The sequence below is a fragment of the Paracoccus marcusii genome (assembly GCF_028621715.1).
In the GTDB taxonomy this organism is placed as follows: Bacteria; Pseudomonadota; Alphaproteobacteria; order Rhodobacterales; family Rhodobacteraceae; genus Paracoccus; species Paracoccus marcusii.
Map to the genome: position 1 here is coordinate 1438143 of NZ_CP117466.1, position 16402 is coordinate 1454544.

The 16402-nt window shown below is 65.3% G+C and carries 15 protein-coding genes, 1 tRNA gene and 1 pseudogene; 15 read left to right on the forward strand and 2 right to left on the reverse strand.

Features of this window, described 5'->3' with window-relative positions; all coding sequences use genetic code 11:
• The first annotated feature begins 105 nt into the window (after window positions 1–105).
• On the forward strand, window positions 106–894 hold the full coding sequence (locus PRL19_RS07070; protein WP_273744360.1) for a Hint domain-containing protein: 789 nt from the start codon (window positions 106–108) through the stop codon (window positions 892–894).
• A gap of 81 nt (window positions 895–975) precedes the next feature.
• Here the strand turns inward: PRL19_RS07070 and PRL19_RS07075 are convergent, their stop codons facing one another.
• Window positions 976–3657 (reverse strand): hypothetical protein, encoded by a 2682-nt coding sequence (locus PRL19_RS07075; RefSeq protein ID WP_273744361.1) that lies wholly within the window; start codon window positions 3655–3657, stop codon window positions 976–978.
• Window positions 3658–3930: 273 nt separating this feature from the next.
• Between PRL19_RS07075 and PRL19_RS07080 the strand changes: the two genes are divergently transcribed.
• The 3 genes and pseudogenes from PRL19_RS07080 to PRL19_RS15685 all read left to right on the forward strand — a co-directional run.
• A complete protein-coding gene (locus PRL19_RS07080) occupies window positions 3931–4179 on the forward strand; it encodes a hypothetical protein (RefSeq protein WP_273744362.1) in 249 nt (82 codons plus the stop codon).
• A 197-nt stretch (window positions 4180–4376) separates the two neighbouring features.
• Complete coding sequence (locus tag PRL19_RS07085) at window positions 4377–4520, forward strand: hypothetical protein (RefSeq protein WP_273744363.1); 144 nt, start codon at window positions 4377–4379, stop codon at window positions 4518–4520.
• A gap of 1156 nt (window positions 4521–5676) precedes the next feature.
• Window positions 5677–6123 (forward strand): annotated as a pseudogene (locus tag PRL19_RS15685) (transposase); the annotation flags it as partial.
• A 327-nt stretch (window positions 6124–6450) separates the two neighbouring features.
• Here the strand turns inward: PRL19_RS15685 and PRL19_RS07095 are convergent.
• A tRNA-Arg gene (locus PRL19_RS07095) sits at window positions 6451–6527 on the reverse strand.
• 110 nt (window positions 6528–6637) lie between these two features.
• Between PRL19_RS07095 and PRL19_RS07100 the strand changes: the two genes are divergently transcribed.
• The 11 genes from PRL19_RS07100 (at window position 6638) to PRL19_RS07150 (ending at window position 16401) form a co-directional block, all read left to right on the forward strand.
• On the forward strand, window positions 6638–7663 hold the full coding sequence (locus PRL19_RS07100) for a LacI family DNA-binding transcriptional regulator (RefSeq protein WP_045981069.1): 1026 nt from the start codon (window positions 6638–6640) through the stop codon (window positions 7661–7663).
• Window positions 7664–7707: 44 nt separating this feature from the next.
• Entirely contained in the window at window positions 7708–8517 is an 810-nt protein-coding gene (locus tag PRL19_RS07105) for a S49 family peptidase (protein ID WP_045981110.1), read from the forward strand.
• A 105-nt stretch (window positions 8518–8622) separates the two neighbouring features.
• Window positions 8623–9555 carry a calcium/sodium antiporter gene (locus tag PRL19_RS07110; RefSeq protein WP_273744364.1) on the forward strand — a complete coding sequence of 311 codons (933 nt, stop codon included), beginning with the start codon at window positions 8623–8625 and terminating at the stop codon, window positions 9553–9555.
• Window positions 9552–10331, forward strand: coding sequence for an SDR family oxidoreductase (locus tag PRL19_RS07115; RefSeq protein WP_295169387.1), 780 nt, complete (start codon window positions 9552–9554; stop codon window positions 10329–10331). The genes PRL19_RS07110 and PRL19_RS07115 overlap by 4 nt, the downstream gene beginning before the upstream one ends.
• A gap of 300 nt (window positions 10332–10631) precedes the next feature.
• Window positions 10632–12482, forward strand: a complete 1851-nt coding sequence (gene uvrC / locus PRL19_RS07120) for an excinuclease ABC subunit UvrC (protein ID WP_273744365.1) — start codon at window positions 10632–10634, stop codon at window positions 12480–12482.
• A 74-nt stretch (window positions 12483–12556) separates the two neighbouring features.
• Window positions 12557–13189, forward strand: coding sequence for a CDP-diacylglycerol--glycerol-3-phosphate 3-phosphatidyltransferase (gene pgsA, locus PRL19_RS07125; RefSeq protein ID WP_252929555.1), 633 nt, complete (start codon window positions 12557–12559; stop codon window positions 13187–13189).
• Complete coding sequence (gene moaD, locus PRL19_RS07130; RefSeq protein ID WP_139085116.1) at window positions 13179–13430, forward strand: molybdopterin converting factor subunit 1; 252 nt, start codon at window positions 13179–13181, stop codon at window positions 13428–13430. The genes pgsA and moaD overlap by 11 nt, the downstream gene beginning before the upstream one ends.
• Window positions 13430–13864 carry a molybdenum cofactor biosynthesis protein MoaE gene (locus PRL19_RS07135; protein ID WP_139598528.1) on the forward strand — a complete coding sequence of 145 codons (435 nt, stop codon included), beginning with the start codon at window positions 13430–13432 and terminating at the stop codon, window positions 13862–13864. The genes moaD and PRL19_RS07135 overlap by 1 nt, the downstream gene beginning before the upstream one ends.
• 40 nt (window positions 13865–13904) lie before the next feature.
• Window positions 13905–14411, forward strand: coding sequence for a hypothetical protein (locus tag PRL19_RS07140; RefSeq protein WP_139598527.1), 507 nt, complete (start codon window positions 13905–13907; stop codon window positions 14409–14411).
• A 71-nt stretch (window positions 14412–14482) separates the two neighbouring features.
• Window positions 14483–15853: a glutamate--cysteine ligase gene (locus PRL19_RS07145; protein ID WP_273744366.1), complete on the forward strand. Its 1371-nt coding sequence runs from the start codon at window positions 14483–14485 to the stop codon at window positions 15851–15853.
• A 173-nt stretch (window positions 15854–16026) separates the two neighbouring features.
• Entirely contained in the window at window positions 16027–16401 is a 375-nt protein-coding gene (locus tag PRL19_RS07150) for a hypothetical protein (RefSeq protein WP_045981077.1), read from the forward strand.
• Window position 16402 lies beyond the last annotated feature (1 nt).

A 16402-nucleotide genomic window follows, 5' to 3' on the forward strand; every position in this document is an offset into this window, starting at 1 on the left:
AATTGCGTCACTGCCCAATTCTCGCCTCAAATTGCCGCTTTTATCGGCAGCAGAGGGCGTTCATCTTGCGCGACAATCAGTCACAAGTGAATTGGATCGCACAGTATGCGTATCAGCGATAAGCGCACCGCGCCGGCCATCGGCAACCGCTTCGGCCGTGACGACAGCATTTCCCAGGGTTCTGCAAAATCGTCCCATCGCCTGCTTCAGGCGCTGACGGCCGGTGTCGCGGCCTTCGGCAGTTCCGTTGCGGCCTATGCAGGCGGTTACGTGGCGCCAATCGTGGAATTCACCCCCGCCGCTACGCCCGTCGCGGCCGTTGGCAATGCGCCCAATTACTGGCTGGCGCTGATCCCGCTTGCCCTGCTGTATCTGGGGACGCGCGGCGGCGACGATGTCGGATCCAACCCGCCGCAGAACATCGGCGGTCCGTGCTTTTGCGAAGGCACGCTGATCCTGGCGGACAACGCATGGGTCAAGGTCGAGACCATCCAGGCCGGCGACATCGTCACCACCTCCAAGGGGCCGCAGCGCGTCCTGTCGGTCGGATCATGGCAGCCGACGCAGTTCCGCGACCGTCCTAGCATCGTCGCCGGCGTTCGTCTTTCGGCCAATCATGGCGTGCAGGTCGACGGCTTCAACGTCGAGGCCGGCGCGGTCAGCAGCAAACGCGGTCTGATCGACGGCCGCAGCTATTTCCATATCCTGGTCGAGGATCACAGCTGGCTCTCGGTCAAGGCCGATGATGCCGGGACCGTGCTGGTGGCAGAAACACTGCTGTTGACCAAGGATCTGAAGCTGGCCAAGGACTTTCCGCATCTGGTCGATCACCATGCCGCGAACCCGGTCGCCCCGCGCCTGTCGCGGGCGGACGCCCTGCCTGCGGCGGCCTGACACCGGATTCGGACCCATCCCATGCAATAGACCATGCCCCGCACGATGGCGGGGCATGGTTCATTCCTTGGCGTCTGACCGTCAGGGCATCGTGGGCAGGGCAAAGCCGTGGATGGTCATCCGGCTTTCGCGGGCATAGTCCTCGGTGGTCCAGCCGGCCCAAGCGGCATGACGTTCGATCGTCGTCAGCGTCGCCATTCTCGTCGTGAGGTCCCAGATGAAGCCGGACGCCATGTCGGCATGGCGCACCGTCTCGAACACCTTGCCGTCGATCGAGAACACGCAGCGGTCGGCGAACAGCTCGAACTCCAGGCGCTGCGGCACGCCCGGCTTGAACTCGCCCAGCGCCAGCGTGCGGCGGTCGGACGATGCACGGCCACCCCCGGTGCGGGGCATGTGGACGGCCGGCGCCCAGCCGATCACACCGTTGCGCTTGACCAGTTCGAAATCAAGCTCCTTGCCGTTGTCCGCGTGGGTAAAGAAGGCATTGACGGCGCTGCTGGTGTGGCTGGTGACCACCGCGCCCCACTTGCCGATGGCGGCGGATGGGCGGTTCAGCTGCATCGCACCGTTCCGCCACTGGCCCCCCTCCATCGCTGCGCTGATCGAGACGGACTTGTCGGTGTTGTAGGTGACGCGGGCCGGCGTGCCCAGGCTGCCGCCCACGCCGTTGCCCCGGTCGCCCCCGGCCCAGTTCGGCAGGAAGATGTTGATGCCCCCCGCGCTGCTCCAGTCAAAGGACAGCGCGCGGTCGATGGTAAAGTCCTGAACGGCGCGATAGCCCGTGGGCAGCAGCGGCGCGACCGGGGCGGGCTGGACAGGTGCCGGCTGCACGGGTGCAGGCTGGACCGGCGCAGGAGCCGGGGTGACGGGCGCGGGTTGTGCTGGGGTCGGCGCGGGGGTGGGCGTCGGCGTGACCGGTGCGGGCGTAACCGGTGCCGGCTGAACGGGTGCGGGCGTCACGGCCGGCTGCGCAGCCAGATAGGCTTGCAGGTCCGTGGTCGTGGCCAGCAGGGCCGCCAAGACGTCGGTCAGTTTCTTGCGATCGCTCATATTCGGTTCCTGGGGCGTCGGAGTCGGGGTGGGAGTAGGGGTCGGCGTTGGAGTAGGAGTAGGGGTTGGCGTTGGTGTCGGCGTCGGGGTTGGAGTGGGTGTAGGCGCCGGGGTCGGCGTAGGAGTAGGAGTAGGCGTGGGCGTCGGGACCACCACTGGTTCCATCAGCGCCGCGACCGCGGTCCAGGCCGGGTTGCGGTCGCCAAGCCAGCGCTGCAGGCCGTGGCAGACATTCGCGTCCGGCAACCGGCATTCGACCGACATCGCCATCGGCCCGTCGAACCCTTGGGTCCGCAGCGCGGCGATGGTGGCGGCATAGACCGCGCCCATCTGCGCACTGACCGAGAACGCATGCAGGAACGCCCGCGTGGCGGTGGTACCACCGACACCGTTCAGATGGTTGCCGACCTCGTAGGCGCCCAGCTCCATGCCATACTTCGTCGCCTCGGTGCGGTAATGGCGCCACTTGGGGGTCAGCGCCCTGACGGTCCGATCGGCCGCCCAGTTCGCGCCCGTCAGCATCTGGTCGCGCATCCGGTCGAATGCCGCGCTTTGCGACAGGGTCGTGCGCCAGCCGTCGATCTGGGCCACGCGCGCGCCATAGGCCATGCCGCCGTCAATCTGGGCATGCACGGTCAGCATGTCGATCACCGAATGCGGCGCGACATAGGTCGGCAGCCCGCGTGTCCCGCTGCGGTCCCGCCACAGCGGGGCGACCAGGATGTCGGCCTCGCCGCCGACCCAATCGGCCTGGTGCTGGACCACGGTGTGCAGCCGGGTGTCGTTGCCCCAGACCGCGCGCCAGGCCTGCGCCATCTGGGTGGCGCGCATGCCGTACCAGTTGCGGAACTCGGACCCCGTGGCGGTGCCAAAGGCCAGGCGGCCCTGCTCGGCGCAGTAATGCGCCTGGGGCGTGCCAGAAAAGTCCCAGGTCTTGGTGCTGTATTCGACATAGACGTGCCGCGGCGCGGGCATCAGCGTCCGGATCAGCGTGGCACACTGGCGGAAATGATCATCGGTGGCCGCGGTCGGAAGGCACAGCCACATGTCCGCGCCGACCTGGTTGCACAGCGCGGCCATCCACTCGTAGGGCACGAAGCGGTGGAAGATCTCGTCGGTCGGCAGGGCGCGGCTGGCCCAGTTGGTGATCCGCAGACCACCCTGGTCCGCGCTGGTCAGGATGCCGACCCATTCGTCGAACCGCAGCGCGCCAAAGCCGCGCACCGTGTCCAGATACTGGCTGCGAAAGATCGCGCCGCGGTCGGCGTCGGGCCAGTCGTCCCGGTGGTTCAGGCGGATGTTGCGGATCTGCCCGCCGGCAGGGTCAATGGTCCGGACGATGATGTCGACCCAGCTGGACCCGTTCGCGGTGAAGTCGAAATAGATTTCGTTCGGCAGGGACCGGTTGATGTTCGTGCCGCCGATGACGTCGATCGTGCAGGTCCCCTGCCAGCGCAGGCGCCAGCGACCGGTCCCGCCGGCCTGGGCCGGCATGTTGTGGAAGACGCGGGTCCGGAAGCCCCCCGAGTTCGGCGGGATCGAGATCAGCCGCCCACCGGCAGTCATGTGCCCTGCGGCCACTAGTGCGTCCCATTGCAGGCCGCCCCGGTCCGACTGCCACGACCAGGCCTGCTTGAACGCGTTGACGAATGGGCGGGAGCTTTCGCTGTTGATGACCCCGAGGCGGGCCGCGATCTTTCCGGTCGGCATGGTGACGTCTCCGATCTGCGCTGTTTGCAGGGCCCGTTACACAGCCTTTGCGGTAATACTTCCTTAACCATGCGCGCGTTGCAGGTGCCGGTTCGCCGGCAACGGATCCGCAACGGTCGAGGCGAGGACCGGGCGCTGTACGGTCGCGCGTCGCGCCAGCCTCCGCACGGCCAAGCGAACGTTGCGGTACCTGCCGGGCGGATCGCGGACCCATTCCCGCCATCGCGCGTTCGGATGAGGGCTGCACATAAGCAGGCCGACAAGGAGTTAACGATGACCCATGCAACACTGACCCTGGAAGACGGCCCCGAACTGTCGGGAGAGATCGTCGACACCGGTGGCGATTACATCCGGATCCGCACCACGACCGAGATGACGCAGGATCAGCTGGCACAATATGCCGAAGGCCTGATCGAGATCGACGGCAAGATGCAGAAGGTGATGCTGGAAAGCGCGATCCCGCTTCCCGATGACGAGGAGGTCGTCGAACTGACAATGCGCCGCTTCACGCCGTCGGCCTGACGGCGGAAGATGGGGCGCCATTTCGCCTAATGCGCAAGATGTCGCAGGGTCACAGATACCTTACTTGCCGGCATCCGTCGAAGCGTGGTGAATGCATTCCGTGCAAATTGTTAATGATCGATCCTTTACACCCCGCCACGTGATTTGACGCAGCAATTGGAGAGATATCGTTGGCCCGACTGTTTACCGAGGATGAATTGCGCCTGATTGATGACGCGTTGTCGTCCTATCAGCACAACAGCGCCTATCGCACGGTCCGCGCAAAGGTTGCAGCACTTGTAGCGGAGGATCAGCGCGACCGAGTAGTCGTCATCCCCCTGCCCAAGGTCCGGCATCCTTGATCATGCTATGCCGGCGTACATCCAGCTCTGCTGAAATATATTGCGCTATATATTCACAAAGAACTTGTGTGTAGGGTAATTGTATGAGGGCAATAGAATGGACGATAAGATCAAAAATAGCAATTTATAAATGAAATATAGAGCTAAATAAATTTTTACGGTTTGTGTTTGCGGACTTATTTATAAAACGGGTAGCCCCGACTTAAATGTATTATTATAGAATTTTGATCATAACGGCTTTTTTGGAAAAAAATTCCCGAATTATTTACTGTTTTATTAAATAATGAATTATTATTAGCACAACTTGTTTTTTAAGTATCTCAACTGAAAAAGTCATGCTCACCTAATTGAACGACGCAATGATAAGCGCTGATTTGGCGCCGTTAATATATTTAAATATAATAATTTATGTATGGTTTTGGCATAGGTTATGTCGGTGCATGCTATTCAAAGAATCCCTCAGCTTGATGGTAATGTGTGGCGCCATGTCGATCGTTAGACTTAAGCTTCCTCCTTGTCGCTGTGGATTGGAAATCAGGCTTTGCTTTCGTGCGTATACTGCATAATAAAGATTTCTGTTTTATTTATTGTATCTTGAGCCGCGTTGAAATGTGTCGCTTCCGCCGGCTCTGCTACACAAATTCTGCAAGGGATTTATCTTATGAACCCAGCTTGGTAACTCGGCTACATGAGCAACCCGACACCCCCAGTTTACAGGACCAGGAACTGGCCGGCCTGCAATGAAGCGCCCAAGCGCCGTAGTTCGCTACGATCTGGTTCGACCCCGAGGTGCACCGGAATGCCGCGCCATCAGGCAAGTGTGACCGCCAATAGGTCTACGACGATACCGTCATCCATACTTGTCTGATGATGAAGGATCTGTTCGACATGGCATTACGGCAGATCGAGCCATCGAAACGACACTGGTCCGAGTGATCTTGGCGAGTGGCTTCTTCTAGAGCCTGTTGCATCTCATGGGTTCTAATTGAGCTATGCCGGAGTTCGGCACGCTATTGCGCAGCCAGAGGACGCTGGCCGTGAATAGCCCATATCGTGGCCCCAACGGCCCGCTACACCTGATGATCGATAGCACGGCGTCAAGGTCGAGGGTGAGGGCGAGTGGAACCCACGCAAGCATGGGGAGGATTACCGGTCCAAGCGGCGGGTCTGGCGCAAGGGATATCTTGAAATCGCTGAGCAAACGCTGGAGGTTCGGGCCGTCGAGGTCACTTGGAGTCATACCGGTGATGCCCCGGTGCTGCCGGATCTGCTTAACCAGATCCCGGCGGACAAGGCCATCGGAAGCATCACTACAGATGGTGCTTTCGATACCCGTGAATGCCACAACGCCATCCCTGACCGCGGGGCGAATGCCGTCATCCCCCCTGCAAAAACGTTAAGCCGTGGAAGGCTGTTTCTTCGGGTGCCGGACCCAGAAGCCAGGCCCGGCGAGCTTCGAAATACCTCAGCCGCGCGATCTGGCGAAACTGGACTAAATATTACCGGATATTACCGGCGACGCCGCATCGAGACCAAGATGAACTGTGCTAAATTGCTGGGTCAATGCCTCATGGCACGGGACTTCGACCAACAGGGGTTGTGATAAAAATCCAATACAGTCGTTTATTTTGGTTCAGGCGAGAACGAGCAGAGTTCCAATGAAGCTGCTAACAGATCTCTTGTTCGTTCCTTTCGCCTAGTCGCACATCGACTTACTCAGACGCAACTGTCTATGGATCGGTTCCTGTGATCTAAGCGCAATGAACGGTCACCTTAGCTAGCGTTAGCTGAACCAGCTCTATGCTCTACCGTCTGTAAGCGCCCGACCTTCAATCGGACGCTTTTGTGATCGCCCAACCCTATGCGAATTGTATCAGGCCCACGATCGCGACTGGCAAATCCAAGAGTCTATCTAACTAACTGGTGGTTATGGTGACCCCGACAGGACTCGAACCTGTAACCTGCCCCTTAGGAGGGGGCTGCTCTATCCAGTTGAGCCACGGGGCCTGCCGGGCATGCATACTCAAACCGGGGGGCGCTTGGCAAGCGGCGGCAGGGGCGGTTGTGGGCCGGTCTGTCCTTCGCTAACATCGGCCATCCACAGATCGGAACGCCCCATGCTGCCCATTCGACCGCGCCGCCCCCTGACCCTCAGAGACGTCTCCGAGGCGTCGGGCGTTTCGGAGATGACCGTCAGCCGGGTCCTGCGCAACCGTGGCGACGTGTCGGCGGCCACGCGTGAAAAGGTACTGACCGCGGCCAAGACGCTTGGCTATGTTCCCAACAAGATCGCGGGCGGACTGGCCAGCCAGCGGGTCAACCTGGTCGCCGTGGTCATCCCGTCGCTGTCGAACCTGGTCTTTCCCGACGTGCTGGGCGGCATCTCGGCGGAACTGGACGATACCGGCCTGCAGCCGGTGATCGGCGTCACCAACTATTCCCCCGCGCGCGAGGAGATGGTGCTGTACGACATGCTGTCCTGGCGGCCCTCGGGCGTGATCCTGGCGGGGCTGGAGCACAGCAAGGCGGCGCGCGCGATGCTGCAGAATTCCGGTCTGCCGGTGGTCGAGATCATGGATGTCGACGGCGAGGGGATCGACACGCTGGTCGGCATCTCTCATATCCGCGCCGGGCGCGAGATGGCCGACCGTATCCTGGCGGCGGGCTATCGCCGCATCGGTTTCGTGGGCACCCACATGCCCGAGGATCACCGCGCCCGCAAACGTCTGCTGGGCTTCGAGGAGGGGCTGGCCGCCGCCGGCGTCCAGCTGGAGGCGCGCGAATACTATCAGGGCGGATCGTCCCTGCTGAAGGGGCGCGAGTTGACCGAGCGCATCCTGACCCGCGCACCGGACCTGGATTTCCTGTATTTTTCGAACGACATGATCGGGGCAGGGGGGCTGCTGCACTGCATCGACCGCGGCTATGACGTGCCCGGCAGGCTGGGGCTGGCGGGGTTCAACGGGGTCGACCTGCTGGACGGGCTGCCGATGCGCCTGGCCACCACGGATGCGCGGCGCGTCGATGTCGGGCGGCGCGCGGCGCGGCTGGTGTCGGGCAAGGACGCGGCGCCCGACAACCGCATCATCGCGCTGACCCCGACCTTTCTGCCCGGCGACACGATCCGCGACATCCCCGCCTGACGTCCCGCCTTGTGGGCCGCCCCCGCGCGGCCTATCTGTGGGCGATGCGTATTCCCGTCGTCTCTCGCCTGCTGTCCCGCAAGCCCCGCGTCGCGGTCATCCGCCTGTCCGGCACCATCGGTGGTGCGGGGCGCGGCGGCGGCCTGAACGATGCGGCCCTTGCCCCCGTGATCGAACGCGCGTTCCGGCGCGGCAAGCCCCTGGCCGTGGCGCTGATCATCAATTCGCCGGGCGGGTCGCCCGTGCAGTCGTCGCTGATCGCGGCGCGCATCCGCAGGCTGGCGGATGAGACCGACATTCCCGTCCATGCCTTCGTCGAGGACGTGGCCGCATCGGGCGGCTATTGGCTGGCCTGCGCGGCCGACGACATCTGGGCGGACGAAAGCTCGATCCTGGGGTCGATCGGGGTGATCTCGGCCGGGTTCGGGTTCGACCAGCTGATCCAGCGATGGGGCATCGAACGCCGCGTCCATACGGCCGGCACGTCGAAATCGACGCTGGACCCGTTCCGCCCGCAGGATCCCGACGACGTGGCCCGCCTGCACGCGATTCTCGAGCCGATCCACCAGGCGTTCAAGGACCATGTCCGCGCCCGTCGCGGCACCCGCCTGAACGCCGAACGCGACCTGTTTACCGGAGAGTTCTGGGCAGGGCTGGAATCCGTGCGCCTGGGGCTGGCCGACGGCATCGCCCATCCGGTCCCGCGGCTCAAGGCGCTGTACGGCGACAAGATCCGCTTCGAGGTGCACGGCATGCGCCGGCCGCTGCTGCGCCGCCTGGGCCTGTCCGCCGACCTTCTGATGGACGCGGCCGAGGATCGCGCCGCCTTCCAGCGGTTCGGCACCCGCGGATGATGCTGCGCATCGTCCTCCTGTTCCTGCTGGTCATGGTCGTCGTCGCCCTGCTGCGCGGACCGGGCCTGCGCCGTTTTCTGAAAAAATTCCTGGGGATCGACCATCGTGATCGTTGAACTGCTTCTGGTGCTGGGCGGACTGGCCCTTCTGGTCCTGGGGGGCGACCTGCTGGTCAAGGGCGCCGTCGGGCTGTCGCTGAAACTGGGCATGACGCCCTTGGTCGTGGGCCTGACCGTTGTGGCCTTTGGCACCTCGGCGCCCGAGCTGCTGGTGTCGCTGTCGGCGGCGCTGAAGGGGTCCAGCGGCATCGCCATGGGCAATGTCGTGGGTTCTAACATCGCCAACGTGCTGGTGATCCTGGGCGTGACCGCGCTGGTGTCTGTGATCGTCACCAAAGGGCACGACCTGCGCGAAAGCTGGGGGATGATGATCGCGGCCTCGCTGCTGTTGATCGGCATCGCCCTGACCGGAGAGATCGGGCGCCTTGAGGGCGTGATCCTGCTGCTGGCGCTGGCCGCGGTCCTGTGGCGGCAACTGTCCACAGGCCGCGCCGAGGACACGCAGGCCGACGGCGTGGACGGCGCGACCCTGGGCGCGGGCTGGGGGCGCATCGCGGTCTGGCTGGGCCTGGGCCTGGTGCTGCTGCCGGTCGGGGCGAACCTGCTGGTCAATGGCGCGACCGAAATCGCCCGCGCCTTCGGCATCAGCGAGACCGTGATCGGGCTGACGCTGGTCGCGATCGGCACGTCGCTGCCGGAACTGGCGGCCTCGGTCGCATCCGCGCTGAAGGGTCGGGCGGACATGGCGCTTGGCAATGTGGTCGGCTCGAACATCTTCAACATCCTGGCCATCCTGGGGATCACCGCGGTCATCTCTCCGCTGCCCATCCCGCCCGAAATGCTGCGGCTGGACCTGTGGGTGATGCTGGGCGCGGCACTGCTGCTGTTCCCGTTCCTGTTCCGCGGCATCAGCCTGACGCGGCCGGTGGGTGCGTTGTTCGTGGCGGGCTATGCCGCCTATGCCTGGGTGCTGCTGTGACGGGCGTCGCGCTGGTCACGGGGGCGGCCCGCCGCCTTGGCCGCGCGATGACGCTGGAACTGGCGCGGCGCGGCCATGACGTGGCGATCCACTATGCCGGCTCGGCCGACGATGCCGAGCGCACGGCTGCTGACGCACGCGCCCTGGGCGTCCGGGCGCAGACCTTCCAGGTCGACCTGCTGGACGCCGATGCGACCGCCGCGCTGGTCCCGGACGTCGCATCGGCGATGGGGCCGCTGACCGTGCTGGTCAACAACGCCTCGATCTTCGAATACGACACGATGCGCAGCGCGACGATGCAGGGTTGGGACCGGCACCTGGGGTCGAACCTTCGCGCGCCCTTCCAGCTGATGCAGGCCTTTGCCGCGCAATGCCCCAAGGCGCGCCCCGACGAGAACGGCGAGCCTCAGGCCGCGGGCCTGGTGGTGAACATGGTCGATCAGCGGGTTCTGAAGCCCACGCCAGAGTTCATGACCTATTCCATCGCCAAGGCCGCGCTGTGGTCGCTGACGCGCACCGCGGCACAGGCCCTTGCGCCCGACATCCGCGTGAACGCCATCGGTCCCGGTCCGACCCTGCAGGGCGCCCGCCAGAGCGACCGCCATTTCGCCGCCCAGAGGGCTGCGACGGTTCTTGGCAGGGGGGCGGATGCCCAGGGGATCACCGACGCCCTGGGGTACTTCCTGGACGCGCGTGCGGTCACCGGACAGCTGATCTGCGTCGATGGCGGACAGCATCTGGGGTGGCGCACGCCCGACGTCCTGGGGCCGGAATAGGCCCGATCCGGAACGATCGGATCGTTTTGTCCACGGCACCGCGGCAGACCCCTGCAAGATGCGGATTCTGCAAGATTTTTCTGTCCACAACGGGCCTGAATAAAAATTATCAAGCAATAACAATGCCATTGCGATCTGCCTAAAATAAGGGCAACTTCACGGAACTGTAACGATTGCTGGCCCTGCGGGGTCATCCTCACAGCCCACCCACAGAATTATCCACAGATTCCGTGGAAAGCTTCCTTCTTGCCTTCGGTCCCCGGAACTTGCAGCGGGGCCGAGAATCACCAAGTTCACGTCATGACCCAGAAAACCGGCCACGCCCTCATCCAGGATTACCTTCGCACGCTGGACAGCAGTCCCGGCGTCTATCGCATGCTGGATGCCCAGCAGGCGGTTCTTTATGTGGGCAAGGCCCGCGACCTGCGGGCGCGGGTGTCGAACTATGCCCGGCCGTCGGGCCATTCGGGGCGCATCGCGCGGATGATCCGCGAGACGGCGTCGATGATGTTCCTGACCACGAACACCGAGACCGAGGCGCTGCTCCTGGAGCAGAACCTGATCAAGCAGCTCAAGCCGCGCTACAACGTGCTTCTGCGCGACGACAAGTCGTTCCCGAACATCCTGGTGGCCAAGTCCCACGACTATCCCCAGATCAAGAAGCATCGCGGCGCGAAGTCGGAAAAGGGCGACTACTACGGCCCCTTTGCCAGCGCAGGGGCGGTCAACCGCACGCTGACCCAGCTGCAGCGCGTGTTCCTGCTGAGGAACTGCACCGACAGCGTGTTCGAGAGCCGCACACGCCCCTGCCTGCTGTTCCAGATCAAGCGGTGCAGCGCGCCCTGCGTGGGCCGCATCAGCGCGCCCGACTACAACGCTCTGGTCAATGACGCGGAACGGTTCCTGCAGGGCAAGACCACGACCATCCAGTCCGATCTTGCGACCGAGATGGCCCGCGCGGCCGAGAACATGGAGTATGAGCGCGCGGCCGCCCTGCGTGACCGCATCAAGGCGCTGACCGCGGTGCAGTCGGTGCAGGCGATCAATCCCAAGGGCGTGGCCGAGGCCGACATCGTGGCCCTGCACATGGAGGGGGGGCAGGCCTGCGTGCAGGTCTTCTTTATCCGCGGCAATCAAAGCTGGGGGAATCGCGATTTCTATCCGCGCCTTGGCGGGGCCGAGAGCCCGGACGAGGTGATGCAGGCCTTCCTGATGCAGTTCTATGACAACACCCCGCCGCCGCGCCAGATCCTGCTGTCCCACCCGCCCGAGGATCCGGACCTGACCTCGGATGTCCTGTCCGAGCGCGCCCGCCGCAAGGTCGAGGTGGCCGTTCCCCTGCGCGGCGAGAAGTCCGACCTGGTGACCAACGCGCTGCGCAACGCGCGCGAAAGCCTGGCGCGGCGCATGTCCGAAAGCGCCACCCAGCTGCGCCTGCTGGAGGGGCTGGCCGACGCGTTCGAACTGCCCAGCCCGCCGCGTCGGATCGAGGTCTATGACAACAGCCACATCATGGGCACCAACGCGGTCGGTGGCATGATCGTCGCCGGGCCGGACGGCTGGATCAAGAACCAGTACCGCAAGTTCAACATCAAGGGCACCGAGATCACTCCCGGCGACGACTTCGGCATGATGAAGGAGGTGCTGACGCGCCGCTTCACCCGTCTGCTGAAGGACGATCCCGACCGCCAGACCGAGGCCTGGCCGGACCTGCTGCTGATCGACGGCGGCGCGGGGCAGGTTTCGGCCGTCCACGAGATCATGGCAGAACTGGGCGTCGAGGACATCCCGATGATCGGCGTCGCCAAGGGCCAGGACCGCGACCACGGCAAGGAGGAGTTCCACCGCCACGGCCAGCGCCCCTTCGCGCTGCGCATGAACGACCCGGTCCTGTACTTCGTCCAGCGCCTGCGCGACGAGGCGCACCGCTGGGCCATCGGCACCCACCGTGCCAAGCGCGCGAAATCGCAGATGGCCAACCCCCTGGACGAGATCGCGGGCATCGGCGCGTCGCGCAAGCGCGCCCTGCTGCAGCATTTCGGCAGCGCCAAGGCCGTGGGCCGCGCCGGGCTGACCGATCTGCAGGCGGCGCCGGGCATTTCCGCGGCGATGGCGCAAAAGGTCTATGACCACTTCAACGCCAAGGGATGACAGGTCCGGATCACAGCTTCGCCAGCGGCGCGTTGGCCCTTTCCAACGCCCGCGGCAGGGACTAGCGTGCGGCCATGCGTTGGAACCTTCCGAATATCCTGACCCTTCTGCGTCTGCTGGCGGCCCCCGGGGTCCCGCTGATGTTTCTGTACTTCCAGAGGCCCTGGGCCGACTGGGCGGCGCTGGCGCTGTTCATGGGCGCGGCGATCACCGACTGGATCGACGGCTATCTGGCCCGCGCCTGGAAACAGGAAAGCCGCTTTGGTGCCGCGATGGATCCGATTGCGGACAAGGCCATGGTGGTCATCGCGCTGGTGGTCATCACCGGGTATTCCGGGATGAACCCCTGGCTGATCCTGCCGGTGACGATCATCCTGTTCCGCGAGGTCTTCGTGTCCGGCCTGCGCGAATACCTGGGCGACAAGTCGCGTCTGCTGGCGGTGACCAAGCTGGCGAAATGGAAGACGACCCTGCAGATGGTCGCCATCTCGATCCTGTTCCTGGCCACGGGCCTGGCCTATGTCGAACACGGCCTGGCCCCCCGCGTGGGCGAGGTCGGGCTGATCTGGTCGGGCAGCTGGGCGGCGCTTGCCACCTATGCCGGCCTGACGCTGATCTGGATCGCCGCGGCACTGACGGCCTGGACGGGCTGGGACTATTTCATCAAGGCGCTGCCCTATCTGAAGGATTCCCGTCGTGACGGTTGAGGTCCTGTATTTCGCCTGGCTGCGCGAACGCATCGGCCACCCCCGCGAAACCGTGCAGACGGAGGCCGCGACCCCCCGCGCGCTGATCGCAGAACTGGCCGCGCAGTCTGACGGGCATGCCGCGGCCTTTGGCGACATCGCGGCCCTGCGCTGTGCCGTGGACCAGCAGCTGACCGATCTGGACGCGCCCCTGGCCGGCGCCCGAGAGGTCGCGTTCTTTCCGCCGATGACGGGCGGCTGATGAGCGCCCGCGTCCAGTCCGACCCCTTCGATCTGGCGTCCGAACTTGCGGGCTTTGGCGCGGGGGCCGGGGCGGTCGTCACCTTCACCGGCATCGTGCGTGACGACGGCGGCATGCTGGACGCGCTGGAGATCGAGCATTACCCCGGCATGACCGAACGCGCGCTGACCGATCACGGGCTGGCCGCCGCATCGCGCTTCGGGCTGGCCGACTGGCGCATCGTCCATCGCCACGGCCGCATCCCGGTGGGGGGACAGATCATGATGGTCGCCACCGCCGCCCGCCATCGCCGTGCGGCATTCGACGCGGCCGATTTCCTGATGGACTGGCTGAAATCCCGCGCCCCCTTCTGGAAACGCGAGATCGCGCGCGACGGCACGACGGGCTGGGTTGCCGCCCGCCCCGAGGACGAGGACGCGCTGACCCGGTGGTGAACGTCTTCGTCATCCGAATACCCATGCCCGGCCGCCACCCGTGATCCGGCCTGACCTGCGCGGCCTGCTGCGCACCCACTCCGAACTGCTGATCTTTGCGGCGCTGGCGCTGGCTGCGCTGTGGGTGGCGTTCTGGGGTGGCTGGTTCTTTGCGGTCCTGGGCGGGGCTGGGGCATTGGTTGCAGGCAGCCTGGCCCTGGGGGCGCTGCGCCGCACGCCGTTTCGCCGCCCCGTCGCCGCCCCCGGCGTGGTCGAGATCGTCGAGGGGGCGATCCGCTATTACGGCGCGACCGACATGGGCGGAGAGATTCCCCTGCGCGACCTGATAGAGATCCGCCTGCTGCGGCTGGACGGCCATGCGCATTGGCGCCTGCGCAGCCAGTCGGGCGAGGCGTTGCTGATCCCCGCCGACGCGGCGGGGGCCGGGGCGCTGGCCGATGCCTTCACCGCGTTGCCCGGTCTGGACATGGGCGCGGTGTCGGCGGCACTGGCGCAGGTGGCCCGACAGCAGGACGCGATGCGCACCGTTTGGCGGAGGCCGGGCTGAGGCGGCTTGACTTGGCCCGTCCGCGTTGCCACCTGTGACCGACCGGAAACCCTTGAAAGGCCTCATCGTCCATGTCCATTCCCCAGCAGGGCGGAGGCCCCATCGAACATCGTGACCAGCTGGCCGCCTATATCGCCAGCGGCGAGAAGCCGAAGGACGCCTGGCGCATCGGCGTCGAGCACGAGAAGTTCGGCTATGACGACGCGCGCAAGATGCCGCTGCCCTATGAGGGTCCCGTGTCGATCACGGCCATGCTGGAGGGGTTGCGCGACCGCTTCAACTGGACCCCGGTCCTGGAGGCCGGCAAGCTGATCGGGCTGGAGCGCGACGGCGCCAATGTCAGCCTGGAGCCCGGCGGCCAGCTGGAACTGTCCGGTGCGCCCCTTGAGACGATCCACCAGACCTGCGACGAGGTGAACGGCCACCTGGCCGAGGTCGAGGCTGTCGCCGCCGATATCGGCGCGGGCTTCATCGGCCTGGGTGCGGCGCCGATCTGGGGCCAGGATGACATGCCGATGATGCCCAAGGGGCGGTATCGGCTGATGACCCACTATATGGGTCGGGTGGGCACGCTTGGCACGCAGATGATGTACCGGACCTGCACGGTGCAGGTGAACCTGGATTTCGCGTCCGAAGCCGACATGGTCCAGAAGATGCGCGTGGCTTTGGCGCTGCAGCCGGTGGCCACGGCGCTGTTCGCCAATTCGCCCTTTCTGGACGGCAAGCCCAACGGGATGAAATCCTGGCGCGCGCATATCTGGCAGAACCTGGATGCGGCGCGGACCGGCATGCTGCCCTTCGTCTTCGAGGACGGGTTCGGCTATGAGGCCTGGGTCGATTATGTGCTGAACGTGCCCATGTATTTCGTCTATCGCGACGGAAAGTACATCGACGCCCTGGGCCAGAGCTTCCGCGATTTCCTGAAGGGCCGGCTGCCGGCCCTGCCGGGCGAGGTGCCGACCCTGTCGGACTGGGCCGACCACATGACCACCGTGTTCCCCGAGGCGCGCGTCAAGAAGTACATCGAGATGCGCGGGGCCGATGGCGGCCCGTGGCGCAGGCTGTGCGCGCTGCCTGCGCTGTGGGTCGGGCTGACCTATGATCAGGGGGCGCTGGATGCGGCTTGGGACCTGGTCAAGGGATGGGACGCCGAGACCCGCGAGGCGCTGCGCCGGTCGGCGGGCCGCGACGGCCTGCAGGCGCAGGCGGGGGGCGTGAAGATGCACGACCTGGCCCGCGAGGTCCTGGCCATTGCCGAGGGCGGGCTGAAGGCCCGCGCCCGGTCGGGAAACGACGGCCTGGTCCCCGACGAGACGCATTTCCTGAACGCGCTGAAGGAAAGCGTCGACAGCGGCAAGGTCCCCGCCGACGAGTTGCTGGAAAAGTATCGCGGCGCCTGGAACGGCGACCTGACGCGGATCTACGACGAATATTCCTACTGATCGCCGATTGCGTCCCGCGACGTGCCGGGGGGACGTCCCGTCCCCCCGGACCCCCCTTGGGTGTCCCGCATGACGGATGCCGACGCACGCGAGTGTGAGCCGCGCCCGTCCGCGATGTCTTGATCTGGGCCGCCGGTGGTGGCACCCCGGCGAAAAAGATGCGGGGGCATGCGATGCGCGGTGATGTGATGCAATGGGTCGGCCGGTTGGTGGCCGCGGTCTTTGGGCTGGGGGTGCTGGCGCTGCTGGCGGCGGTCGTGCTGCTGATCCGGCAGGCCGAAGGGGTGCCGCCCTGGCCGATCCTTCTGGGGCTGGTGGGGCTGGTCGCGCTGATCCTGCTGGCGGGGGCCTGCCTTGCGCTGATCTCGATCGCGGTGTCGGCGCGGCGGGGCGTCGATGCGCTGCAGCGGTTGGGCGGCACGCTGCCCGTCGCCGCCGTCGAACCCGAGGCCGCCCCGCCGATGCAGGGGCCGTTCACGCCCACCGGTCTGGCCGCCGCGCCCGTGCGGGCCGTGCGTCCGGGACGCGGGTTGGTCGCCAAGCGCTGAG